General features: G+C 59.0%; 22 protein-coding genes. 12 read left to right on the forward strand and 10 right to left on the reverse strand.

Annotated features, from left to right (window positions below; translation table 11 throughout):
* Positions 1 to 13 precede the first annotated feature (13 nt).
* The 5 genes from AC2FF7_RS16610 to AC2FF7_RS16630 are packed head-to-tail and all read right to left on the reverse strand — an operon-like array spanning position 14 to position 5,727.
* Complete coding sequence (locus AC2FF7_RS16610) at positions 14 to 1,027, reverse strand: Ldh family oxidoreductase (protein WP_496905972.1); 1,014 nt, start codon at positions 1,025 to 1,027, stop codon at positions 14 to 16.
* Positions 1,028 to 1,038: 11 nt separating this feature from the next.
* Positions 1,039 to 1,629, reverse strand: coding sequence for a DUF3726 domain-containing protein (locus tag AC2FF7_RS16615; protein ID WP_496905973.1), 591 nt, complete (start codon positions 1,627 to 1,629; stop codon positions 1,039 to 1,041).
* Entirely contained in the window at positions 1,626 to 3,311 is a 1,686-nt protein-coding gene (locus AC2FF7_RS16620; protein WP_480868046.1) for a hypothetical protein, read from the reverse strand. The genes AC2FF7_RS16615 and AC2FF7_RS16620 overlap by 4 nt, the downstream gene beginning before the upstream one ends.
* Positions 3,308 to 4,282, reverse strand: a complete 975-nt coding sequence (locus AC2FF7_RS16625; RefSeq protein WP_496905974.1) for a membrane dipeptidase — start codon at positions 4,280 to 4,282, stop codon at positions 3,308 to 3,310. The genes AC2FF7_RS16620 and AC2FF7_RS16625 overlap by 4 nt, the downstream gene beginning before the upstream one ends.
* Positions 4,282 to 5,727 (reverse strand): aldehyde dehydrogenase family protein, encoded by a 1,446-nt coding sequence (locus AC2FF7_RS16630; protein ID WP_496905975.1) that lies wholly within the window; start codon positions 5,725 to 5,727, stop codon positions 4,282 to 4,284. Before AC2FF7_RS16630 ends, AC2FF7_RS16625 begins: the two co-directional genes overlap by 1 nt.
* Positions 5,728 to 5,827: 100 nt before the next feature.
* Here AC2FF7_RS16630 and AC2FF7_RS16635 point away from each other — a divergent pair, with 100 nt between their 5' ends.
* Positions 5,828 to 6,697 carry a LysR family transcriptional regulator gene (locus AC2FF7_RS16635; protein WP_480868042.1) on the forward strand — a complete coding sequence of 290 codons (870 nt, stop codon included), beginning with the start codon at positions 5,828 to 5,830 and terminating at the stop codon, positions 6,695 to 6,697.
* 5 nt (positions 6,698 to 6,702) lie between these two features.
* Here AC2FF7_RS16635 and AC2FF7_RS16640 read toward each other — a convergent pair whose 3' ends face one another.
* Together AC2FF7_RS16640 and AC2FF7_RS16645 are read right to left on the reverse strand one after the other, a co-directional pair.
* Entirely contained in the window at positions 6,703 to 7,419 is a 717-nt protein-coding gene (locus tag AC2FF7_RS16640; RefSeq protein ID WP_480868040.1) for a glutathione S-transferase family protein, read from the reverse strand.
* Positions 7,406 to 8,014 carry an NAD(P)H-dependent oxidoreductase gene (locus AC2FF7_RS16645; RefSeq protein ID WP_170755048.1) on the reverse strand — a complete coding sequence of 203 codons (609 nt, stop codon included), beginning with the start codon at positions 8,012 to 8,014 and terminating at the stop codon, positions 7,406 to 7,408. The genes AC2FF7_RS16640 and AC2FF7_RS16645 overlap by 14 nt, the downstream gene beginning before the upstream one ends.
* Positions 8,015 to 8,127: 113 nt before the next feature.
* Between AC2FF7_RS16645 and AC2FF7_RS16650 the strand changes: the two genes are divergently transcribed.
* The 5 genes from AC2FF7_RS16650 to AC2FF7_RS16670 all read left to right on the forward strand — a co-directional run bounded on the left by AC2FF7_RS16650 (position 8,128) and on the right by AC2FF7_RS16670 (position 13,418).
* Complete coding sequence (locus AC2FF7_RS16650; protein WP_170356138.1) at positions 8,128 to 8,505, forward strand: winged helix-turn-helix transcriptional regulator; 378 nt, start codon at positions 8,128 to 8,130, stop codon at positions 8,503 to 8,505.
* Positions 8,506 to 8,737: 232 nt separating this feature from the next.
* Positions 8,738 to 9,688 carry an ABC transporter substrate-binding protein gene (locus AC2FF7_RS16655; RefSeq protein ID WP_170356139.1) on the forward strand — a complete coding sequence of 317 codons (951 nt, stop codon included), beginning with the start codon at positions 8,738 to 8,740 and terminating at the stop codon, positions 9,686 to 9,688.
* A gap of 84 nt (positions 9,689 to 9,772) precedes the next feature.
* Entirely contained in the window at positions 9,773 to 10,810 is a 1,038-nt protein-coding gene (locus tag AC2FF7_RS16660) for a quaternary amine ABC transporter ATP-binding protein (protein ID WP_170356140.1), read from the forward strand.
* Positions 10,803 to 12,392 carry an ABC transporter permease gene (locus tag AC2FF7_RS16665; RefSeq protein ID WP_480868038.1) on the forward strand — a complete coding sequence of 530 codons (1,590 nt, stop codon included), beginning with the start codon at positions 10,803 to 10,805 and terminating at the stop codon, positions 12,390 to 12,392. The genes AC2FF7_RS16660 and AC2FF7_RS16665 overlap by 8 nt, the downstream gene beginning before the upstream one ends.
* A 51-nt stretch (positions 12,393 to 12,443) precedes the next feature.
* Entirely contained in the window at positions 12,444 to 13,418 is a 975-nt protein-coding gene (locus tag AC2FF7_RS16670) for an arginase family protein (protein ID WP_170755056.1), read from the forward strand.
* Here the strand turns inward: AC2FF7_RS16670 and AC2FF7_RS16675 are convergent.
* Complete coding sequence (locus AC2FF7_RS16675; protein WP_496848301.1) at positions 13,415 to 14,383, reverse strand: agmatinase; 969 nt, start codon at positions 14,381 to 14,383, stop codon at positions 13,415 to 13,417. The genes AC2FF7_RS16670 and AC2FF7_RS16675 overlap by 4 nt on opposite strands.
* A gap of 60 nt (positions 14,384 to 14,443) precedes the next feature.
* The gene (locus AC2FF7_RS16680; RefSeq protein WP_496905976.1) at positions 14,444 to 15,961 is read right to left on the reverse strand and encodes a trimethylamine methyltransferase family protein; all 1,518 of its coding nucleotides are present in this window, start codon (positions 15,959 to 15,961) and stop codon (positions 14,444 to 14,446) included.
* A gap of 183 nt (positions 15,962 to 16,144) precedes the next feature.
* Between AC2FF7_RS16680 and AC2FF7_RS16685 the strand changes: the two genes are divergently transcribed.
* Both AC2FF7_RS16685 and AC2FF7_RS16690 read left to right on the forward strand, forming a co-directional pair.
* Positions 16,145 to 18,580: a GcvT family protein gene (locus tag AC2FF7_RS16685; RefSeq protein ID WP_496905977.1), complete on the forward strand. Its 2,436-nt coding sequence runs from the start codon at positions 16,145 to 16,147 to the stop codon at positions 18,578 to 18,580.
* An 88-nt stretch (positions 18,581 to 18,668) separates the two neighbouring features.
* Positions 18,669 to 19,640 (forward strand): LysR family transcriptional regulator, encoded by a 972-nt coding sequence (locus tag AC2FF7_RS16690; RefSeq protein WP_480868033.1) that lies wholly within the window; start codon positions 18,669 to 18,671, stop codon positions 19,638 to 19,640.
* Here the strand turns inward: AC2FF7_RS16690 and AC2FF7_RS16695 are convergent.
* Positions 19,637 to 20,662 carry a LacI family DNA-binding transcriptional regulator gene (locus AC2FF7_RS16695; protein ID WP_480868031.1) on the reverse strand — a complete coding sequence of 342 codons (1,026 nt, stop codon included), beginning with the start codon at positions 20,660 to 20,662 and terminating at the stop codon, positions 19,637 to 19,639. The genes AC2FF7_RS16690 and AC2FF7_RS16695 overlap by 4 nt on opposite strands.
* 138 nt (positions 20,663 to 20,800) lie before the next feature.
* Here AC2FF7_RS16695 and AC2FF7_RS16700 point away from each other — a divergent pair, with 138 nt between their 5' ends.
* From AC2FF7_RS16700 to AC2FF7_RS16715, 4 genes are all read left to right on the forward strand, one after another.
* Positions 20,801 to 20,986, forward strand: a complete 186-nt coding sequence (locus AC2FF7_RS16700) for a hypothetical protein (RefSeq protein ID WP_170356148.1) — start codon at positions 20,801 to 20,803, stop codon at positions 20,984 to 20,986.
* A gap of 24 nt (positions 20,987 to 21,010) precedes the next feature.
* A complete protein-coding gene (locus tag AC2FF7_RS16705; protein ID WP_170356149.1) occupies positions 21,011 to 22,156 on the forward strand; it encodes a TRAP transporter substrate-binding protein in 1,146 nt (381 codons plus the stop codon).
* Between the two features lie 112 nt (positions 22,157 to 22,268).
* The gene (locus AC2FF7_RS16710) at positions 22,269 to 22,781 is read left to right on the forward strand and encodes a TRAP transporter small permease (protein ID WP_170755068.1); all 513 of its coding nucleotides are present in this window, start codon (positions 22,269 to 22,271) and stop codon (positions 22,779 to 22,781) included.
* Between the two features lie 11 nt (positions 22,782 to 22,792).
* A complete protein-coding gene (locus tag AC2FF7_RS16715) occupies positions 22,793 to 24,121 on the forward strand; it encodes a TRAP transporter large permease (protein WP_170755070.1) in 1,329 nt (442 codons plus the stop codon).
* The last annotated feature ends 7 nt before the right edge of the window (positions 24,122 to 24,128 follow it).

Genomic DNA, 24,128 nt, shown 5'->3' on the forward strand with positions numbered 1-24,128 from the left:
CCGGTGGCCATTTTCAAACTCCTAGAACCGCTTCGACCTTGTCCAAAGTTGCTGTGCTGACAGCTACGCCATTTGCCTGCGCCGTGGCGCGGTTGGCGGCTCGGCCGTCTCCTGGAAGGTGAGCGCCGTCCTGGGATCGGATCGCGTCAACCAATTCGCCAAGACCAGAGGCAAATGCGCCTTGCGACGTAGCCGCTGGATCAATGGCAATGAAAAACTGCCCGGTTTTGGGTGGTCCGCCAACAGTACCTGAAAACGGAGATGCGTTAAGGCCAAGAGTGGCACCCGTAAGCGCGGCAGCCAAAACCTCGGTCAATAGGGCGACGCCGACACCCTTATAACCTCCGGACGGTGCCATCGACCCTTTCAATCCAACTGCCGGGTCTGTTGTTGGATTGCCGTCTGCGTCCAGCGCCCAGCCTACCGGGATCGGTTTGTCTTCTCGGGCGTGTTTCATGACTTCGCTTTTCGCAATGGTGCTGGCGCTTTGGTCGATCACCAGCGAAGGTTGCCCGTTCGCGCCCGGAGCCGCGATCGAGAACGGATTAGTCCCGACCACAGGTTTTGATCCCCCGGACGGAGCGATCGAGGCCGGCGCGTTGGTGAAGCCCAACCCGACCAGACCAGCCTGTGCAATCCGGAAGGTGTGATATCCCAGAACACCGCAATTGTAGCTGTTGCGAATGGCGAGCGCCGCTATTCCCTGTTCGCGGGCGGCAGGCAGCAGCGCCTCGAACCCCAAATCAATTGCGGGATGCGCAAATCCCGTGGCGGCGTCCACGTGCACAACACCCGAACGTGGGCGTGACAGCACCGGTTGGGCGGCACCGTCGACTTTCCCGCATTGAACATGCTCGCAGTAGATCGGGATGTAGGCAAGCCCGTGGCTAGAGACGCCGTCTGCTTCGGTTGCAGCAGTTGCAACCGCCAAGGGGCGCGCATTTGCTTCGGTCGTACCAGCGGCAACGAGGGCGCGAAAAGCCAGATCTTCGATCTGGGTCAATGTCAGGGTGCGGGTCTCGGTCATTTTGGGTCTCATCAATCGTTGTCAGACAGACCCGCTCCGGCCCCGCGCAGGCGGGAGTCCTCGGTTGCGGGGGCATAGGTGAAGTGGGCAAGGCGATTCAGCTCGGACCAGTCTGCAGGGTCGGGCGTGGCACGTGTGCACTGAGGATGGGTTTGGATCATTATCCCGCCCCGCTTTATTGTGATCTGGCTTGTCTGTTCGGGGACCGAAAAGGCCGTGGTGAGGGCAAACCCATCGGTCACAAACTGTGTCTTATCCATTGTCACGGAAACGGGGGTATCCAAAAACCGCGCCACGTTGGCTGCGAAAGGCAAAAGTAAAACCGGGAAGACAATGTCCTGCAACGTGATGTCTTCTTTGCGCAACTCAGCAGCTTGGTCCGAAAGGTGTGCTCCTGCGGCAATTGGGCACTCAGCTACGGGCAAACTTGGTTGCGCGCTTTGTAGTTTCGCCAGTTTTGCTAACGCCCCGATCCCGTCCATGCCCTGAGCACAAAGCCAGCGAGTAGCCTTGGCGGCCTCTTCCGCGGGACCCCAGCTATGTCCGACACCGCGCATTGCCCGTTTGGCAGTGGCTTCGACCTCGTTCAGTGACAGGTTCATTGTAGCGCCTCGGGGTAAACCCAAAGATCTGCGTTTTCTGTGTTCAGTTCGTCCGGGTAGGGCGCGCCCGAATACATGCAGATGCGAACCCACCGGTCCGAGCGCGGGTCGAACTGTGTTGCTCCAAAGAATGATAGTTTTGCCCTTAGCATGTCGATGGGCAACACGTTTGCACTGATTGTGTTGTCGCGGATTTCTCCATACGGGGCGACGCGACCGATCTGCGCGCGTCTTATGGTGTGGCGATGTTCCGGATGGTGCAGGAGAAACGCGGCAATCTTGTCTGTGTCCGCCCAATCCTCAAGGGCGCGATAAGCAGCGGCCGCGTCCCGTGCAGGGGCCAGAGGTTGTTCGTACTCCGCGATTGGTTCTTCGAAACGTTCGCCAAGGCGGGGTTCCAGCTTTTCTTCGGACACGTACCACGCGCGGGCGCAGTTGGCTTGTGCCTGCCAATCAAGATCAAGCGCCCAGTCAAAACTCTGCCGGATCAGCGCGCGCACCTGTGCGACGCTCATACTGCCGTCGATCATCTGCGCGCCTGCGTTGCTGTCGGCCATGCAATCCACTAGACCGTCGACCAAATCGCCGTAAGGTTCCAGAATTAGCGAGGCCAGCAATTCTTGCCCCTCTTCACTCAGATGATCCTCGGACCAGCGGATCAGGGCGTCCCATGGGTGGTGTTCGGTCAGGTCGCGCTTGGCCAGCTCGGCGGTTAGCATGTCGAGATCAGTTCTGAGCGCGGCCAGTTTGTCGATTTGAACCGGATGATCCGAGCGCCACCACGACACCGAAAGCTTGCTGCGTTCGAAAATCGCGCGGAACTGCGCCATGCGGTCCGGTGTGGCGTGTGGCACGGACCGCACCCGCGCGATGGCTTCTTCGCGAACCATGATCCAGTTGTTGAACAGAACGGGGTGATTAATGATGAACGGCGCCATTCCCAGACCGGTCGAATTGCCGATGCCCAGCCACTGCGCAATCGCCGGATCCAGACTGGCTGTTTCATCGCCCCCTTTGGCCTGCGCCATGTGCTGCACCAGATCGCGCACGAAGGTGCGAGTCAGATAGACCGAAAGCATCTCGGTCTGGAAAGGCGCGCTTAGTTCCGGGCGGTCGGCGGTTGTCTCACGATCAGCCGCCCCGAACTTGCCCGAGCCATATACGGCCGTGGTGCGCATCAGGTAGCCCACCTTATAGATCTGCTCGGGGTCCGGCTGTTTGCCTGCTGACAGAGCGTCGACCACATGCGCCCAAAGCCGGACCGAACGGTTGGCGCGAGACAGAGACAACTCGTTTTCGCTGATCCGACCGGCCTCTTGCAGGGGGACGTTTTGGGAAAGACGTTCGATGTCTTCGGTCGTAGGGATGCCATCGAACAGGGTAAATGTGGCGTCCCAAGCCTCGGCTATCACGCGGTCGGAGCGTTGCTCGGGTGGCAGATCGTGAGCGAAAGCCACCAGCGAATAAGCGCGGTCAGGGCCATGCGCGGTATAGACAGCATGACCCACCCCGTTCGTGTCGATGTCAAAAACGGGCCGGGTAAAACGCCAGTTCTCGCGGGCCATCCGCCGGGTCAATTGCCGCATGAAGCTAAGGCGACATTGGTGCAGTGACCCCAATCGCGAAAGTCGCATGACCTGCGCGGGGTCTCGGCGTGCAATATCGCGCTGCAGATTGGTCATGCGCGTGGTCCGAAGTTTTCAGCAAAGAAACGATACCAGTTGCCGCCCATGATACCTGAAACCTCATCTTCGTTCATACCCACAGAACGTAGTCCGGATTCGATATTCCCAAAATCGCGGTTGTCCTGAAACCAGCTGGGCATGGGTGGAAATCCGGGGGCCGAGGCCGAGCCTTCGCCATAGTCGATTTCTTTCGTCCAGCGCCCGACGCGCATCCACTCGACCACGCTGTCGGGTTGGTCCTGACACAGGTCAGTGCCGATCCCCAGATGTTGGACGCCGTATTTGTCGGCGGCGCAGGCGATCATCTCGCAGAAGCTATCCAGCGTGCAGGCTGATTTGTCTTTCAGATGATGCGGATAGACCGAAAAGCCGAGCATCCCGCCATGGTCCGTCACCGCGCGGATCACCGCATCGCGCTTGTTGCGCAGCGCAGGCGACCAGTCGTGCGGATTGGCGTGAGTGATGGCGATGGGACGCTCGGACAGTTCGGCGGCCTCGATTGTGGACCGGTCAGCCGAGTGACTCATATCCACGACAAGGCCGACGCGGTTCATCTCCTTGATCACCTGCTTGCCCATGCGGGTGATGCCGGTATCTTCGGCCTCATAGCAGCCGGTGGCCAGCAAGGATTGGTTATTATAGGTCAACTGCATGAACCGGGCGCCCAGATCGTGCAGGATTTCGACAAGACCGATATCGTCTTCGATGGGCGAGGGGTTCTGAAAGCCGAAAAACACCGCCGTCCGCCCGGTTTCGCGCGCCCGGTCAATATCGCTGGCCCAACGGCCTTTAATGATCAGGTCGGGGAATTGCTCGAACCAGCGGTTCCACTTTTCAAAGTTCAAGACGGTTTCGCGGAAGTTCTCATGATAAGAGATGGTGACGTGGATCGCGTCCACGCCACCTTCGCGCAGTTGCCGGAAAATCTTTTCCGACCAGTTGGCATATTGCAGCCCGTCGATGCGCATCAGACCGGCGTGCCGGCGCTGATATAGGCGGTTTTGACGGTGGTGTAGAACTCAGCTGCCGCCTTACCCTGCTCGCGCGGGCCGTAAGAGCTGTCGCCGCGTCCGCCGAAGGGCACGTGATAGTCGGTGCCCGCTGTCGGCAAGTTCACGGTGACCACGCCAGTGCGAGCATTTCGGCGGAAATGCGTGGCGCGGGCGAGGCTTTGGGTCACGATTCCCGAAGTCAGGCCGAAATTGGTGTCGTTGACGACGCTCAGCGCCTCATCATAGCTGCCAACCTTGATTACGCTGGTCAGCGGCGCGAACATTTCTTCGCGGTTGATGCGCATGTCGTTGGTGGTGTTCAGGAACACCCCAGGCGACATGTAGAATCCGTCATGAGGCATCTCCAGCCGCGCGCCGCCACAGGCCAATTCGGCGCCCTCAGACTTGCCCAGATCGACATAGGCGAGGTTATCCTGCAACTGCTGCTCGCTGACGACCGGCCCCATCTGGGTGCCATCCTCCAGCGCGTGACCGACTTTCATCGCTTGCGCACCGGCGACCAGTTTCTCGACGAACGCACCATGGACGCCCGCATGAACAACCAGCCGCGACGAGGCAGTGCATTTCTGCCCGGTGCCTCCAAACGCGCCACCCAGCGCCAGCGTCACCGCCAGATCAAGATCGGCGTCGTCCATGACGGCCAGCGCGTTCTTGGACCCCATCTCCATCTGTACCTTGGTCAGGTTCTGGATGGCCGCTGCCGCAATCCCTTTGCCCACCGGCACCGATCCGGTGAATGAAATCGCGTTCACCTTGGGGCTTTCCACCAAACGCTGACCGATGCTGCGCCCCGATCCCATCACCAAACTGAACAGGCCCTTGGGGATATCCTGCCGTTCAATGATCTCGGTTAAAGCTACAGCCGATGCAGGGGTGATGTTCGCAGGTTTCCACACCACCGCGTTGCCGTAGCACAGCGCCGGTGCGATTTTCCATGAGGCGGTCGCGGTGGGAAAGTTCCATGGGCTGATGATGGCGACGACGCCCACGGGTTCGCGCCGTACGTCAATCTCAACGCCGGGGCGGACAGAGTCGGCATTCTCACCGATCTGACGCAGACACTCGGCTGCGTAATAGGTAAAGAACTGTCCCGCGCGATAGACCTCGCCTTTACCTTCGGCCAGCGGTTTGCCTTCCTCACGCGACAGCAGCGTGCCCAACTCCTCGGCGCGGGCCATCAGCTCGTTGCCGATGGCGTTCAGAACAGCTTGCTTGCGTTCAGGCAGATACGTTGCCCACTCTGCCTGCGCAATGCGCGCGTGCGCTAGCGTTGCGTCTAACTGGTCCACGCTGGCTTGGGCGAACATGTCGACAAGATCGGTCAGATCCGACGGGTTGCGGTTCTCAATTTCGGATTCACCCACCAGCCATTCGCCAGCGATCAAGTTCAGTTTGGTCACACCACGCCTCAGAGATAACAAGAGTTACACAAAGCATGGCTTTTTCGTTTACCATCAGTCAAATTCAAACAGGTGAAGAAAGCTTCAGGGAATTTGAAGTATGGCGATTAAGATCGAAACCCTGCGATGTTTTTGTACCGTGGTTCAATCCGGAAACTTGACCGAGGCTGCGGACCGATTGGGGCGAACTCAGTCAGCCGTTTCCATGACACTTAAGCAACTTGAAGGCCATTTGGGTCGCAAACTGTTCGAAGGCGAACGCAAGAATCGTCTTTCCCCTTTGGGAGAGCAAGTTTTTGAGCTTGCGTTGAGGCAGGTGCGTCAGTTCGATCAAGCCGTAGGTGACATTGAAGCCGTAGCTTCGGCCGAGCAGGGGTTGCTGCGAATCGCATCGGTGCCATCAGTCGCCGCGCTGGTGTTTCCGCGTGTTCTGAGGCACCTGATACAACGCTTTCCTGGGGCGAAGGTTGATCTGCGGGACACTGACACGCAGCAGGTCCTGGATGCATTGGTCGAAGGGAAGGCGGATATCGGAATTGCCTCGGGGCATCACGCGCTGAACGGTTTTCATACCAAGCCCTTGTTACAAGACCGGTTCGGGCTGGTCTGTGCTGCCGATCACCCGCTGATCCGGCAGGTTGAACCCCCGTGTATTGCCGATCTGGTGACCGTGCCGTTCATTCGAAACAGCCTGTGCGACCTGATCACGTCACCGCAGTTTCACCAAGCGATTGATCAGGCTGACATCACGATCCGCAACACACATTCTTTGATTACGATGGTCAGGACGGGCAATTGGGCGACGGTCTTGCCTCAAACGGTGGCAGAGTTCATTCCCGAAGCCACCGCCTTTCGCGAGATAAAAGACCTGCCGGATCAAAGGCAGGTCTTTTTGTACGTCAAAGAACGGTCACGCTTTCCCGAACTGACCGAGGCCGCAGAGCACCTCATTCTCGCATATGATGCTTAGGGCTTCTATTTTTTGACGTCGCCCGCAAACCGCGCGGCGTTTTCTTTGGCAAAGGCCGACGCATCGGCGCTTGAGTCCCAGAATTGGGGGTTTGCCTTGGGAATGGTCAACGCTTTCTGAACGGCGGGCCGGGCGTCGATGCGTTCGAACCAGGCGTTCAGATGAGGTAGATCGTCCACCTTGACCCGTGCCCAGACATAGGCCCGCGCCCACGGGTAAAGCATCATATCGGCAATGGTGTATTCATCTGCGGCGATCCAGTCGCGCCCTTCAAGCCGTGTGTCCATAACCTCTAGCAGGCGGCGGCTTTCATCAACATAACGGCGGATGGAGAACGGTTCGTCGTGCCCATTGGGGGCGGCGATATGTTGGAAATACATCGCCTGTCCCATCATGGGCCCGATATGACCGACCTGAAAGAAAACCCATTGCATGACTTCGGATCGTTTGATCGGGTCTTCCGGCAGGAACTTTCCGTATTTTTCGGCCAGGTGCCACAGGATCGCGCCGCTTTCGAATATGGCGCGCCCCTCGGACCGGTCATAAATCGTCGGTATTTTACCGTTGGGATTCAGCGCCAGATAATCTGGCGCTTTTTGTTCTTGTTTGGAAAAGTTGATATGGGTGAGGTTGTAAGGAATTCCGGCCTCTTCCAGAAAAATGACCGGTTTATAACCGTTCATCGTTCCTGCGGTGTACAGGTGAATATCAGGCTGCGACATCGTCTGCCTCGGCGAATGTAGAAATCAGATGCGTCTGGAATCGGGCAAAATCTGCCTCGATCGTCGGGTTCTTCATAACATCAAACGCGGCAAAAGTTGGCAGAGGCTTCATCGCCATGAATTTCGCCGTTAGGTGCAGCGGTTTCAGCAGGTCATCTACGGTATCGCCGGCAAAGAAGGGCTCGGTCGGGTTGTCGAACGCTTCGACCGGGGCGTTGAACGTGACTGACAGCATATAGCTTTTGTCGTGCAAAACGCCGCCCATACCGTAGTTGGACTTAGGGGCGTCACTGGTGCGCCCATCGCCATGCGCAAACCGTCCATCCATGGCCGAGGTATAGACCTCGTCCATGTATTTCTTGAAGACCCACGGCACGCCCATCCAGTTCACCGGGAATTGCATGATGACAGTGTCCGCCCACAAGTGGTTCGCGACTTCTGTATCGACATCATAGCCTTCGGCGACCGTAGTCACCCGGACATCATGGCCCAGCGTGCGCAACTGGGTGCTGGCTTGTTCGGTCAGGCTGGCGTTCAGAGCACCGGGGGCCGCTTCATAAGGCTGTGTGCCGTTGAGGATCAGGATATTGCTCATGTCTATGCCCTTTTTCCAATCTTGGGAATGTCGTGTCGAAGCAGTTGGGGGTGGCGGAGATAAAAAGCAACCAGTATACTTTTAGTAACCTTCTTTTTCATAAGGGATATGCCATGCGTGCAAAGGTCAGTCAGGATAATCGGGGGCGAAAACAAGTGGCAGAAGCCTGCCTCGAGCCTTGCTCGGTCGAGCGCGGGATGCGGATCATCGGCGGTAAGTGGACGGGTTCGATCCTATGGCACCTGAAAGACGGGCCCGTGCGATTCAATGACTTGTCCCGCATGATTGCAGGTGCCAGCAAAAAGATGATCACCGAGCGTTTGCGTCAGCTTGAGGCACAAGGTTTAGTGAAGCGACACGTGCTACAGACATCTCCCGTTTCGGTCGAATACTCTGTCACCGAGCTTGGCCGCAGCGCGCTGGGCATTCTGGACGATTTGAGCAAGTGGAGCGAGACTTTGCCTGCGGCCGTCGTTTCAGACATCGGTTAATAGTTCGGAAATTTTCGAAACTAATATACGATGATATCAAATACATGTATTTGTCCTCCGTAGGGCTTGATGGGTGTTGTGTCACCATGCTTCACTTTTCTGGCCAATCCGGCGCGTCGAGCCGCTGGCCAAAAAATCCGGGGAGTTAGAGCTTCCCGAGACTGTTTGTAAGGTGCGGGACCGGCATTTGCCGACAGAACAGCATCGCGAACGCCCAACATGGAGATATCAGATGAAGAAACTCACCACACTTATGGGAAGTGCAGCAGCTCTTGCCGCAGGTCCCGCGCTTGCCGCAGATATCGTGATCGGTGTGCCAAACTGGGCATCGGTGAACGCCACGGCGCATATCCTTGAAGTTGTGATCGAAGAAAACCTGGGCTTGGACGTAGAGCTTCAGAACGGCACCAACCCGATCGTGTTCGAGGCGATGGATTCTGGCGCGATGCATGTCCACCCCGAGGTTTGGATGCCGAACCAGCAGAACCTGCACGACACCTATGTCAAAGATAACGGCACCGTGGTTATGAACGAAAACCCAGTTCAGGCCGAGCAGGGCATGTGTGTGCCCACGGCGACAGCTGAAAAATATGACATCAAGTCCATCGACGATCTGAGTGATCCGGACAAGATGGCAATCTTTGACACTGACGGCAACGGAACGCCCGAGGTTTGGATCGGTGCGCCGGGCTGGGCCTCTACCGTGGTCGAAAAAATCCGGGCCAAGTCCTATGGCTATGATCAGATTTTCGATCTGACCGAGTACGAAGAAACCATCGCCTATGCGAATCTGGCCAACGCCGCCAAGGCCGGCGATCCGTGGATCGGCTTCTGCTACAGCCCGCACTACATCTTTGTGACACAGGACCTGACCGTTCTGGAAGAGCCCGCTCATGATCCGGCGACCTGGACCATCGTGCAGCCCACAGATGATCCCGACTGGCTGGATAAATCCGAGGCATCCTCGGCCTGGAACGGCGCCACGCTACACCTTCACTACGCCAAGGAGCTGGAAGACGCCTACCCCGAGGTGGCCGCTCTGTTCCGCAACTACCAAATGCAGGGTGACGACCTGAGCGCGATGGGCAAGGCCCTGGCTGTGGACAATGTGGAAGCAGCAGACTTTGCCCGCGAATGGGTGGCCAACAACGAGGATACCGTTCTGAACTGGCTGACCAACTAAGACGCATTCCCAGGGGGCCGTCGCGACCAGTTCGCGGCGGCCCTTTGCATATAGATCGGGGAAAACCCCGCATATGAGGGGCAAATGGACGAACCTGTCGTAAAACTTGAAAATGTCTGGAAAATCTTTGGCGCGCGCGCTGAAGAGGCCATGGCGGCTGTGCGCAGCGAGGGTATTGGAAAACCCGAGGTGCTTGAACGCTTTAACTGTGTCGTAGGTGTGCAGGGCGCAACCTTCGAGGTGCCGCGTGGCGAAATTTTCTGCATCATGGGCCTGTCAGGGTCCGGCAAATCCACTCTGGTTCGACATGTGAACCGGCTGATCGAACCGACTGCGGGTAAGATCGAGATCATGGGGCAGGATGTCTCAAAAATCTCGGAATCCGAATTGCGTCGCATTCGCGCCCAGCAGATCGGGATGGTGTTTCAGCATATGGCGCTGATGCCGCACCGCTCGGTCCGCGATAACGTGGCTTACCCGCTAGAGATTCGGAAGGTGTCGAAATCCAAGCGTTGGGCGGTGTCCGACCACGCGCTGGGTCTGGTAGACCTGACAGGCTATGAGGATCGCTTGCCCAAAGAACTGTCGGGCGGGATGCAGCAACGTGTTGGCATCGCCCGCGCGCTGGCTTCAGACCCCGAGATTCTGTTGATGGATGAGCCGTTCTCGGCCCTCGACCCATTGATCCGCTTGCAGTTGCAGGATCAGTTCAAGGCGCTGGTGGCGCAACTGAAAAAGACCACGCTGTTTATCACGCATGACTTGGACGAGGCCATCCGCATCGGCCATCGCATCGCCATCATGAAGGACGGTGTGATCGTGCAGATTGGCACGCCCGAAGATATCGTTATGAACCCCGCCGACGATTACGTGCGCGAATTTGTGCAGGGGATTTCCAAACTGAAACTGGTCAAAGCCCATTCGATCATGGAGCCGCTGGCCAGCTATTCCGGCCCAACCGAAGGCGCGCCGCGTGCCGATGAAGGTGCTGATCTGGACCAGTTGATTGATCTGGCCGTTAACACTGAACTGCCGGTGATCATTACGGATGGTGGCAGCGACGTGGGTGTCGTGACCAAGCCGCGTCTACTGCGCGGTATTCAGGGGGGCAAAAATGACTGACGCAACCACCGAACTGAAAGTCACTGCCGCCTCGGATATCGAGGTGGATCGCGACGCACTTGACCGCTCGATCCACGAATTTGCGGGTCCGAACGGGGATTACTACGTCAACGCTTTTCACAAGATCCACGATGCGACCAGCGCGGTGCCAAACACGTTCAATAAATGGGCGGCGGCGCTGGGTCCGTTCTGGTCCGCCTCGCGCGCGATTTGGGGGATGTTCTGGACCTTCCTGATTCTTGAAATCATCGCGTGGGTGCAAATCGGACGCGGGGCTTGGGGCAATCCCGGCGCCGACATGGCCGAACGTGCCGAACGCCAGCAAGCCCGTGCGAACGAGCTGCTGGAACGCGCCGCCGCAGCGACAGAGCAGGGCGATATCGACCGGTTCACCAAATTGGCCGAGAATATCCAGAAGGCGGCAGACAGCAGTTTTGAAAAAGCCGCGGCCGCCCAGTCGGAATCGCTGGGGATCATGCTGATTGGCTTGGCGATGTTGTTGGTGTTCAAGCTTGTGCAGGGGCTTTATGCGGACCGCATCTACGAAAAGCAGTATTCGCGCTGGCGGATTGATCCCGACAGCACTGAAAGCGGGCGCTCTACGCGCAACACGGTTCTGGGCGCCGTTCTGATTGCCGCAATCGGGCCTCTGATCGTCTATAAATTCACCGTCAACGCTTCGCTCGCGATGCTGGATGCGTTCCCGGAGAAAGAGGTCTCGGCCTTGTTTCTGGGCGAAGATGGCGGCACGCTGTTCTCAAGCCTCGCCAGCTGGATGGAGGCCAAGATCGACGCCGCAGCCCTTGCGGGCGGGGACGTGTTCGACGGGATCGTCGCTGGGGTGCGCTCGGTCCTGGATGCGTTGACGATTGCACTGATTGGATCGCCATGGCCGGTCGTGATGCTGGTGATCTGCGTCACCGCGTGGCGTGCGGCGGGGCCGCGTGTGGCGATTTTCACCGCCGCCTCTTTGGCTTACATCGCACTTCTGGGTTACTGGGATGTCGCAATGGAGACGGTCGCTTTGGTAGGTGCAGCCGTGTTGTTATGCGTGGTAATCGGCATTCCTCTAGGCATCTGGTTCGGCAAATCTGCACGGGCTTACCGTGCGGCTGAACCGGTGCTGGACCTGATGCAGACGCTACCGGCCTTTGTCTACCTGATCCCGATCATCGCCTTCTTTGGCACCGGAAACCCGCCGGGCATTCTGGCGACGATCATCTTCGGGATGCCGCCGGTGATCCGCCTGACGGCGCTGGGGATGCGGGGTGTGCCGGACAGCATCAAAGAGGCCGCAGTGGCCTTTGGTGCATCGAAATGGCAGTTGCTGAAGGATGTTGAGATCCCACTGGCGCTGCCTTCGATCATGACTGGGGTGAACCAGACGATCCTTATGTGTCTGTCGATGGTGGTGATCATCTCGCTGATCGGCGGCGGCGGTCTGGGCAAGGAAATCCTTGAGGCGCTGCAATATGCGGCCAAGGGGCCGGGTCTGTTGGGCGGCTTTGCCATCCTGTTCTGTGCCATGGTCATCGACCGGATCGTGCAGGGGGCCTTCCGGCGAGAAGACGAGAAAATCTAAACACAAAACGCCCCCGCCAGCCGGGGGCGTTTTTCATTTAAGGGGATGCAGATGACCGACCGCTATGAACAGTCGATGATGGATAACCTGTATTGGTGGGGCGTACCGACCCTGTTTCGCTGTCCCAATACCGGCCCCGAGGGGCAGGACATTGCGCTTGTCGGCGTCCCGCATTCCACCGGAAACGGCACGACCGAGCGGGATCAGCACTTGGGTCCGCGCGCGCTGCGCCATGTCTCGGCGGTGCAGCGGCGGGTGCACTCGGTGTTCGAAATCGACCCGTGGAGCAGCGCCAAGATCGCCGATGTGGGCGACGTGCCCTTTCCGCGCGCGAATGACAACGAGGACTGCATCGAGCGTATTACGACCTTTTACAAAGACATCGACGCAGCAGGCGCGCGGCCTGTGTCGGTGGGTGGAGATCACTCGATTACGGGCGGCATCGTGCAGGCGCTGGGGCGTGGTCAACTGGCCGGGGGAGAGCCCGTCAGCTTTCTGCATCTGGATGCCCATACGGATGTGTTCACCAAGGTCGATCACTTTCTGGGCGCCAAGAAATCCGCCGCCCATTGGGGCGCGTATCTGGCCGATCAAGGGCAGGTTGATCCGACGCAATCCATGCAGATCGGTCTACGGGGTCATCCGCGCAGTCTGGACTGGCTGCAGCCGTCTTATGACTATGGCTACAACATCGTCACCATGCGCGAGTTCCGACAGCGCGGGCTGGAGGACGTGGTGGCGCAAACGCGCGAAGTGCTGGGCGACCGTCCGGTCTATATCACCTTCGATCTGGATTGCCTTGACCCGACCGTTGCGCCTGCGGTGTCCAATCTGGAACCTGGCGAGAAGGGGTTCGATATTGACGAAGCCGTAGGGATTTTGCGCGCCGCGCGCGGGTTGAATATCGTGGGCGGAGACGTAGTCTGCATGATGCCCACCAAGGACAGCCCCAACAATATCACCGCCCTGACCGCAGCGGCGGTGATGTTCGAGATGATTTCGATGATCGCCGAAAACGTCCGTTAGCGGCGGGCCTCGACGGCCTGCGCCAATACGCAGAGCAGTTCGAACATGAGCGAAGTCCCCAGCCACGCGGTGCCGCCCGAGGCGTCGAAGGGCGGTGAAACCTCGACCAGATCGGCGCCCACCAAGTTCACCCCGGCCATCTGGCGGATCACCTGCTGGGCCTGAAAGCTGTTCGGGCCACCGATCTCGGGCGTGCCGGTGCCGGGGGCAAATGTCGGGTCCACAAAGTCGATATCATAGGTGCAATAGGTCGGCGCGTCGCCAACAATGCTACGAACCTCGGCCATCACATCGCCGATGCCCCGGTCGAACAACTCTTCGATTCGGATGATGCGGATGCCCTGCGCTTCGCCCCATTCGATATCCTCGGTGTTATAGGCGGTGCCGCGAATGCCAACCTGAACAAAGCGTTTGGGATCGACCAAGCCTTCTTCGACCGCGCGCCGGAAGGGGGTGCCGTGCGTGAATTTGTGCCCGCCGAAATAGCTGTCGAACAGGTCGGTATGGCTGTCGAACTGGATCAGTCCCAGCGGGCCGGATTTGGCCAGCGCGCGCAGGACGGGCAGGGTGGTCAGATGATCCCCTCCGGCGGTCAGGGGGGTGATGCCGCGCGAGGTCAGGCCGGTGTAGAACGAGGTCACGCGGTTAAGCGTGTCTTCGATATCCACTGGGTTCGGAGCCACGTCGCCCAGATCGGCGCAGTTCATCATCGCAAAGGGTGCAACCCCGGTCACCGGGTTCATCGCGCGGATCATGGTCGAGTAATCCCGCAACTGGCGCGGCCCGTGGCGCGCGCCGGGGCGGTTCGTGGTGCCCCCGTCCCAGGGGATGCCGACCAGCCCGATATCAACCTCAGTGATCCGCGCGTGATCCAGCGTCATGCCCGGCAAGCGCATAAAGGTCGGCACGCCGGCAAATCGTGCCAGTTCCATGGCCGAGACGGGCTGAAAGAAGGGATCGGTCATCGGGGCCTCATTCCTGTGTATTTAAGCCGACCCTAGCCGCCGGAGGAGGCTTGGGGAAGGTCAATCAAGGATACGAAACCGGGCGCGGATTTCTGCATCCTGTTCGGGGGTCAGGTATTGGGGGTGGTGCGTATCCAGGATTTCTTTGGCACGTGAGCGGGCAGTGGCCCATGCGTCGCTAGCGCCCTCATCCGCCCAAGTGCGGGGCTCGGACCGGTCGGCAATTTCGGGGTAATAATAATCTCGCTCCATCGCGTCATAAGTATGGGCGCTGCCCAGAAAATGCCCGTCGCCCAGAACCGATTGGCAGATCGCCTCGAACCCAAGGTTTTCTTCGGTCACTTCGATCCCACGGAGGGCGCGATAGGTGTGAGCGTGCATTTCATTGTCCAGCACGAAACCCTCGAAACTGGCCCCTAGCAGAGACGCCGTCATACCGGAGCTTTCATAGATCAGGTTCCCTCCCGCCAGTGCCGCCGCCAGCGAGGTTATGCCCTTTTCCGCACCGTATTGCGCGTCAATCGCTTTGGCATCGGTCATCGAGGCCGCCACGCCCGAAGGCAGACCCAACCAGTTGGAAATCTGCGCCGAGGCGGCGTTCAGGATCGCGGTTTCACCACTGCCGCCCGCAAAAGACCCGGTGCGCAGGTCCACGATGAAGGGCCAGTTGGAGAAAACCATCGGAAAGCCCGGTTTGATCGTGTTGACCATAACAAGGCTGGCCAAAGTCTCGGCCAGCGACTGCGCCAGAAACCCGGCCAGCGTGGCCGGGGCGGTCGCGCCCGCTTGCGCTGCGGTGATGCAGGACATGGGGATGTTATGGGCGATGCATTCATAGACCACGTCCACCGCATCCTCGCCATAGCGCAGGGGCGAGATGACCGGGCTGATATGGGCTTTCAGGAAGGGGCGCGCGGCGAATGCGCCGGGACCACCGGCCACGATGTCCAGCATGTCGATGATGGGCGCGACGTGTTCCGCCAGCGTGAAGGAGGTGGCAATGGGCTTTGTCGTGTTGCGGACCAGCGCATAGGCTGTGTTCACGTCCAGATCGAAATTGTCGGGCACATCGGTGGCCACGCAGCAGCGGGTGAACCAGCTGACATTGGGCAGCGTGTCCTGTAGCCGGGTGAAATCATGCAGATCGGTCAGGGTTGAGGGGCGATATAGCCCCGTGTCGATATCCAGCGTCTGAACCGCCGCGCCGCCGGTACCGAAATACACCCGGTCTCCGCCCACCTCGATCGAACGCGCGGGATCGCGGCCGTGAAAGGTGAATTGTTTGGGGGCGAATTGAATGGCCTGTTCGACCATGGCGCGCGGGAACAGCAATCGGTCGTCAGGGCCGGGTTGCGCTCCGGCAGCCCGCAGGTCGCCGGCCAGCCGATCCGGCACCTCGCCCATCCCCAGGGTTTTTAACAGGCGCAGGGCGGTGTCGTAAATTTGCGCGATCTCGACGTCTGTAAGCGGCTTGAAGGCCCCGCCGATCTGGCCGGGCGGGCAGGGATCAATCACGGGGGCGGCCGCGCGCTGCGCGTGCCGGGCGCGTCTGCCGCTTCGTTTGCTGCCCGTGCTCATCCGGTTCCTTTCCCGTTGCTTTTCCCGAAACCTAAGCGCCACATTGCGCCTCACGCAAAGGCGAAGTGCAATTTGCAGAATCCGCAATCGCGGTTTCGATTTTTCAATACAAGCGCCGGGCGACTTGTCGTGCGCGCGCATTGTTCCGCAAGACTTGGGCGGAACAGAACAGGAGCCGCGCCCATGAAATCACGCACCAAGGTCGTTGTCATCGGAGGCGGGATCGCGGGCTGCTCGACCCTCTATCACCTGACGCAGGAGGGGTGGAGCGATGTGGTTCTGGTGGAGCGGAACGAGCTGACCTCGGGCACCACGTGGCATTCGGCTGCGCAGGTGACGAATTTCGGGATGAACCAGACGATGGTCGGGCTGAAATCGCACTCGATCCGGCTGTACAAGGAACTGGCCGACGACCCGGACTATCCCATCAATTACCACCACGGCGACGGCGGTATCCGTCTTGCAAATACCGAAGCGCAGATGCAGGGGTACCGCCAATTCGCCTCTATGGCGCGCGGAATGGACGTGCAGTTCGAGGTGATAGACGCCGAGGAATGCGCGCGTCGTCACCCTCTGATCTCGACCGAGAACCTGATCGGCGGGCTTTGGGATCCGATGGATGGGGATATCGACCCCGCGCAGTTGTGTCAGGCGCTGGCGCGGCGGGCGCGCAAGGCCGGGGCCGAGGTATATCGCAACACGCCGGTCATCGGGCTGAAACAACACGCCGATGATACGTGGACCGTGCAGACGGAACATGGCGACATTGATTGCGATATTGTTGTCAACGCGGGCGGCTATCGCGTGAATGAGGTGGGCGCGATGATGGGGGTGCATCATCCCGTCGCCTCGATGGAGCATCAGTATTTCCTGACCGAAGAGATTCCGGCCATTCGCGATGCGGGACACAGGATGCCGCTGCTGCGGTGCCCGATCAGCGATTATTACTGTCGGCAGGAAAAGAACGGGCTGCTGCTGGGGTTCTATGAGCAGGACTGCAAGACTTGGGGCATGGACGGGATTGACCCGAATTTCGTCAACGCGCTCTGCCCTGACGATCTGGACCGGGTGACGGATGTGCTGGAAGGCGCTTTTGCCCGGATGCCCGCGCTGATGGAGGTGGGCGTGCATACGGTGGTCAATGGCCCGATCACCTATACGATTGACGGTGCGCCTCTGGTCGGGCCGATCCCGGGCAAGCGCAATGCGTTCTGTATCATCGGTCTGCGGGCGGGGCTTGGCGAAGGTGGCGGCCACGGCTGGCTGCTGGCGCAACAGATCGTGCATGGTGAGGCGTGCTATGACACGTGGTGCCTTGATCCGCGTCGGTTCACGGGGCACGCGAATGTGGAACTGACCGCGCTGAAGGCTATCGAGGATTATCAGAACGAGTTCCGCTTTCACTTTCCGCATGAACACCGCCCCGCAGGGCGACCCGCCAAGACGACCCCTCTGACCCCGGTTCTGGCGGCGGAGGGGGCCGAGTTTACCGTCGTGAACGGGTGGGAAAGGGTGGATTACATCAAGCCATCGCCCGATTTCGCGCCCACTCACAGTTTCGATTTTGACGAAACCTTCGATCTGGTGGCCGCCGAGGTTGCGAATGTCCAAACCAATGTGGGGCTGGCCGAGGTGAACGGTTTCAACCGGATCGAGATCACCGGCGCGGACCGTCATGCGTTTCTTGATCGAATGTTCTGTGGCTCTGTGACAAAGCGCGACGGACGCGTCGGGCTGGGCTATCTGCTGAACGACCATGGTATGGTCAAGGCCGAGGCGACCGGGGCCAATCTTCCCGCCAGCGACCGGGGGCCAGCGCGTGTCTGGTACGGCTCGGCAGCAGCCAGCGAGTTCCACGACATGGACTGGCTGACCCGCCATTTGCGGAGCGACGAGGACGTCCAGCTGCGCAGCCTGACCAACGACCAGACGATCCTGATTTTGGCGGGCCCAAAAGCACGCGACGTTCTAGGCACTTGCGCGCGTGGGGACTGGTCGGCTGAGGCGTTCCCATGGCTTGGTGTGCGAGAGTGTTTCATCGGCATCGCCCCGGCGACTGTGATGGGTGTCAGTTTCTCAGGCGAGCTGGCCTATGAAATCCACGTTCCCAATGCCTCGCTTTATGCCGCCTATCTGGCATTGCAGCAGGCGGGCGAAGCACATGGACTCAAACTGTTCGGCGCGCGCGCGGTCGAGTCAATGCGCATGGAAAAGAGCTTTCTGCATTGGAAGGCCGATCTGATCACCGAGTTCGACCCGTTCGAAACCGGGCTGGATCGGTTCGTCAGGCTGGACAAGGGCGATTTCATTGGACGCCATGCCTTGCTCCAGCGACAGGCCGAGGGCCCGCGCCGGAAATTGGTGGCGCTGCAGGTTCAGACGGATCAAGGCCCGGCGCATCCCGGCGCTTCGCTGATGCGGGGAAATGAGGTCATCGGAACGATCACTTCGGGTGAATGGGGGCATCGGATTGGACTGAACCTTGCCCATGCTTTTGTTGATCCCGGGCTGGCAGACGTCGGGTCGGAAATGGAGTTGGACCGATGCGGTGAGCGCGTGTCGGCGGTTGTGATTGCACCGTCGCCTTACGATCCGGATTTCGGTCGGATCAAATCCTGAACGCGATACAAGCGCAACTTCCGGATTGCTCTGGGGATCATTCTCTGGTTCGATAGTTTCGAAGTAATCGAAACTGTAGGTGGTCCTCGTGTCCAAATCCCTGAGCTTGCGCTGGCTGGAAGTCTTTCAGTTGATCGCCAAATCCGGGTCTATTCAGCAAGTTGCGTCGGAAACCGGTTTGTCGATCAGTACTGTGTCAAATCACTTGCGCAGTCTTGAAAAGGCATTGGGTATCGAATTGGTTGATCACAGTCGACGTCCGATGGGTCTAACCCCGGCTGGCGAGGTCTTTTCGCGTTATGTGCGCGACGGGCTTACCACGTTGAAACGAGGTGAAGCTGAAATCCGCACAGGAAACTGGCGGCACGCTACAGATTTACGGTTGGCACTGATCGACGATTTCGACAATCAGATCGCACCAGATCTGTTCCGGTTTCTGGCCCAGGCCCTACCGCGCTGTAACTTCCGCCATTTCACCCGGCCCAGCCATGAGATCATCGCGAAGCTGCAAGAACACAAGCTGGATGCAGGGGTCGCCACGCGCCCGTCCGAGCGGACGGATGGTTTGATAGAATACCCTCTGATGCGGGATCCGTTCATCGTTATCCTGCCCGTTGGTTTTGAGGGAACGGCGAGCGATTTGTTCACGCCGGATGCGCAATTGCCCCTTTTACGCTATTCTCGGGACTACATGATCGGCAAGCAGATCGAAATCCAACTGGCGCGAAGCAAGTACAACTTGCCCAACCGTTTCGAGTTGGAGTGCAACCAGTCCATCATCGGTCTGGTCGCAGAAGGGGCAGGGTGGGCCATTACGACTGCCGCGTGTTTCCACCGCGCCCAAAGGTTCCACGATAGCGTGAAGGCAATGCCGTTCCCGGGGCGTAACTTTGTTCGTACGGTGTCGCTGTTCACAACCGAAGTTTACCCTGAAACCACATCGGCGCTGATCCAAAAAGCCATGGGAAAGCTCATTCGTCAGCATTTCACCGATCCGATGTGTGCTACCCACAGTTGGCTCAAGGATGATTTCCGTACAATGGAGGCCGAAGCCGCTTAACCTTGGGGTGGTGGTCCAAGTGATCCGCCCGATACTATATTGGTCGCCAGTTGCTCGCCTTGTCCGGGGCTTTGCGTTTCAACCATCTCAACCAGTTGTAGCGCTGCTTTGCGCCCCATTTCACGATGTGGCACATGCACTGTCGTCAATGCCGGAGAGACGATCCGGGCCAGTTCGATATCATCGAATCCGGTGATGGATACATCCTGAGGGACACGCAGGCCCATGTCTTGTGCGCGCCGCACAGCCCCCACGGCTAGAACGTCATTGCCGCACAGGATTGCGGTCGGTGGGACAGGTTGTGCCATAAGTTCAGCAAATGCGGCACCACCATTTTCGATTTCGTAAGGCGTTTCGACTATCGTGAAACCGTCTGGGCTTAGGCCGCGCGCGTTGGCAGCGTCTTGAACGCCCTCAATTCTCAGCCGGGCGCGATCATTGCCTTCGCTGATCCCCGAAATCATCCCAATTCTGGTGTGACCCGCCGCAATCACGCGCTCTGCAAGGTTGCGCATTGCCTTTCGGTTATCGAAACCAATAGACGGTGCCAGTGCATTGGGCCGGTAAGACCACGCGATCAGCGTCGGAATTCTGCGGCTTTCCAAATACTTGTAAATCTCTGGGTCACGGTCATGGCCGATCAACAATAGGCCATCCGCACCCCGCGCAGCCAGTTTCCGGATCTGTTCTTCTTCAATGTCAGGTTTGTAGGCGGAACTGGACACAAGCAGCGTGTAACCGCGCAGATGCAACTCCTCCTGGAACGCCTGCAGGCCCCTTGCAAAAATAGCATTCTCCATGGTCGGAATGATCGCCCCGATGGTGAAACTGCGCTTGGCCGCCATAACCCGGGCGGCGAAGTTGGGGGTATAGCCCAAAGCGTCAACGGCGGCCTGAACCCGTTCGCGGGTTGTGGCGACAACGCGATCGGGGTTGTTCAGGCATCGTGACACTGTCGCGGTCGAAACTCCGGCCATTTTGGCGACATCATCCAGCGTCGGGGCTGAGCGCGGTTTCGACATTTCCAAATCCGTAATTCACCTTTGCCAATGAGTGTACATCTATGGAGGTGATATGGAAAGCAGATATGTAAGCGCTTGCATTTTGCATGTAAGCGCTTACAAGTGAAGTTGAGCCGAATCCACCATGGGACCCGGAATATGTTTCTGTTTGCCTCTATCATCGTGTTCGTCATCTATTTCGCGAATGTTGCGATGGGCGCGTTTGCGAGCGGCGCATTCCTAGGAGACGTGGGCGAGATGTTGGTTCTATTCGCGGCGTCGATCCTGTTCGTTGTCGCAATTCTGAAAAAGGAGGCTGACCGCAACGCAGAACGCGACAGCTGACTTTTTTGCTTGGGAGGGCAATCAATGAACAAGGACAAACTGGAACTGGCGTCGGCCGAGCGCCGCAACTTCCTGAAACTCAGTGCCACGGGCGCATTCACTGCCGCGCTGGTCGCTGGGGCCGGTGGGGTGTTGTGGTCGACCGAAGCCGCGGCTCAGACTGCCAAGGAGGAAAGCGAGCGCGAAAAGGCAGCCGACCACGTGATGACCATCGCCACCGCCTATGTGCTGGGCGCATCGCGCAGCTATCCAATCATGCAACTGGACCTGAAGGAAAACATCCAGAACGCTACAAACGGCAAGGTCTATGTCAAACTAGCCCCCGGCGGGCAGTTGGGCGCGGGCGGTTCGCTGGTTCAGAAGGTTCAGGGTGGTACAATTCAGGCCGCACAGCACTCGCTGTCGAACTTTGCACCGTTTGCCTCGACCGTTGACCTAATCAACATGCCGTATCTGTGCGGCTCGAACCAGAAGTTCACCAACCTTGTGACATCCGACACCTGGAAGAACGAAGTGCATCCTAAGGTCGAGGCGGCCGGCTTCAAGGCGCTGTTCTACGTTGTGATCGACCCGCGCGTGGTTGCGGTGCGTCAGGGTGGCAATGCGATAATTACGCCGGGCGACATGAGCGGTGTGAAGTTCCGCGTTCCGGGCTCGAAGATGCTGCAGCAATATTACCGTATGGCGGGCGCGAACCCGACGCCGGTTGCTTGGGGTGAGACCCCCTCGGCCATCAAGCAGGGCGTAGCAGATGCGCTGGACCCGTCAGTGGGCGCGCTTTTCGTGTTCGGCTTCAAGGATATCCTCAGCCATGTAACCTTCACGCAGGCGGTTCCGGACAGTCAGGTCTATTCCTGCAATCTGGAATGGTTCAACTCGATGCCGCCTGACGTACAGGAAGGCATCATGTGGGGTGCGGAAATGACCGCGCATCAGAACCTGGCCAAAGTGCCCTCGGCCCGCGCATATGCCATGGCCGAGCTGAACAAGGCGGGAGTCGAGTTCCACTCGCTCAGTTCCGATCAATTGGCCGAATGGGAAAGCGTCGGCGGCTATCAGAACGCCGAATGGGACCCCTTCAAGACCGAGCTTGCCGGGTCGATGGACGCGTTCGAAAAGCTGGTCGAGGCCGCAGGCACGCAGGGCAAATACTACGTCCACGACGCTTAACAGACAGGCAGCGGGCGCAGCGAGTGAGCCCGCGATCTTTCAAAGCAGCCGGACCTGAAGCAGGCCCGCCAAAGAAGGCTATGGCCCGGTTGCTCTTTTGCCGAGGGAACAGATGACCCTACTTCAAAACATAGACCGCAACGCCGAGCGCTGGCTGCTGCTGGTGTTCTACGTGATGCTGGTCATCACCATGGCCATCGAGGTTCTTCGGCGTGAGATTTTCGCTTTCTCGTCTATCTGGGGCGAAGAGATCGTCCGCTATTCTTTCATCTACCTTGCGTGGATAGGTGCGGCAGCAGCCGTAAAGGAACGCGCCCATATCCGCATCGACGTGATCATGCACTACCTCGGGCCGCGACCCAAGGCGCTGCTGTATATCTTTGGTGATCTGGTGATGTTCGGCGTGGCGGTCATCGCGCTCTACTGGTCGTACGAGGCGGTGCATGTTTCGGCCAAGTTCGGTTCGGTGACGGACGGGCTGCGGGTATCGAAGGTGTGGTTCCTGATGGCCGTGCCCACCGGTTTTGCGCTGATGATCTGGCGTCTGATCCAGTCACTGATGCGCGACCTGAAATGCCTGAGGGACGGCACGCCCGTCTTCGAAGGCGACAAGCTGTTTGACTGAGGGGACACGCGATGCTCTGGGGTTCTCTCAATCAAACTGTTGAACTTGGGTGGGATTTCTACCTGCCTGTGATCTTATTCGTTGGTCTGATTGCCTTGGCTGTGCCCGTCTGGGCGGCCATCGGCACCGCCGCCATCGTGATGCTGGTCATGTCCGGCGACCTGCCGTTGAGTCTTGTGGGCGAAAGCCTGTTCACTGGCATCGACGCCTTTGCCCTGACCGCCGTACCTCTGTTCATCCTGACCGGGGACGTGCTGGTGCGCACGGGGTTGTCGCGAAAGTTTCTGGACGTGGCCGAGGCGTTGACTTGTTTCGCCAAGGGTGGCTTTGGCTCGGCCACCGTTCTGGTCTGCGGCATGTTCGCGGCGATCTCGGGCTCGGACGCGGCGGGCGCTGCTGCGGTGGGCCGAATGACGATCAACCGGCTGGTCGAAAGCGGCTATCCTCGCCCCTATGCCTGTGCGCTGGTCGCGGCAGGGGCCTGTACCGGCATCCTGATCCCGCCCTCGATCGCCTATATCATCATCGGTCTTGTGCTGGGTATTTCGGCCTCGACCCTGTTTCTGGCCGCCCTCATCCCCGGATTGGCCATTCTTGTCTCGATCCTTGTAACCAACATCATCATGAACCGCATCTACGCCTATGAGGGCGGCGGCATGATGACCATGGGCGAATGGCTGACCAATCTGGGCAAGGCGCTGAAATCCGGCTGGTACGCGTTCATTGTGCCGGGGATCATCTTCTACGGCATCTTCTCGGGCCGCCTGACGCCCACCGAGGCCGGTGCGACCGCTGTCGTCGTCACCATCATCATGGGCTTCATCCTGCGGACGCTGACGTTGGCTGATTTCCCGTCGATGCTGGTCAGTTCCGCCAAGGTGAACGGGGTGATCCTGCCGATCATCGCCTTCTCGGCCCCGCTGGCCGAGGCACTGGCGATCATGGGCGTACCGCAGGGGTTCGTGACGGCCGTGACCTCGCTGACCGATGATCCGTATCTGCTGATCCTGCTGATGATCGGTATCCTCATCGCGGCAGGCTGTGTGATGGAGACGACGCCAAATATCGTGATCCTCGCCCCGATCCTGAAACCGCTGGCGGACAATATCGGCATGAACGAGATTCAGTTCTGCATCATGATGATCACCGCATTGGGTGTGGGCTTTATCACCCCGCCGTTGGGTCTGAACCTGTTCGTTGTTTCCGGGATAACCGGAGAATCAATTCTAAAAATTGCGGCGCGCGCCGTGCCCTTTGTTCTGACCATGCTGATCGTGGTAATCCTGATCGCCTATGTACCGGCGGTTTCGACCACCTTGCTTCCTGAAATCTACCAATAGGACCTGC

Source organism: Ruegeria sp. YTSC325 (assembly GCF_059609525.1).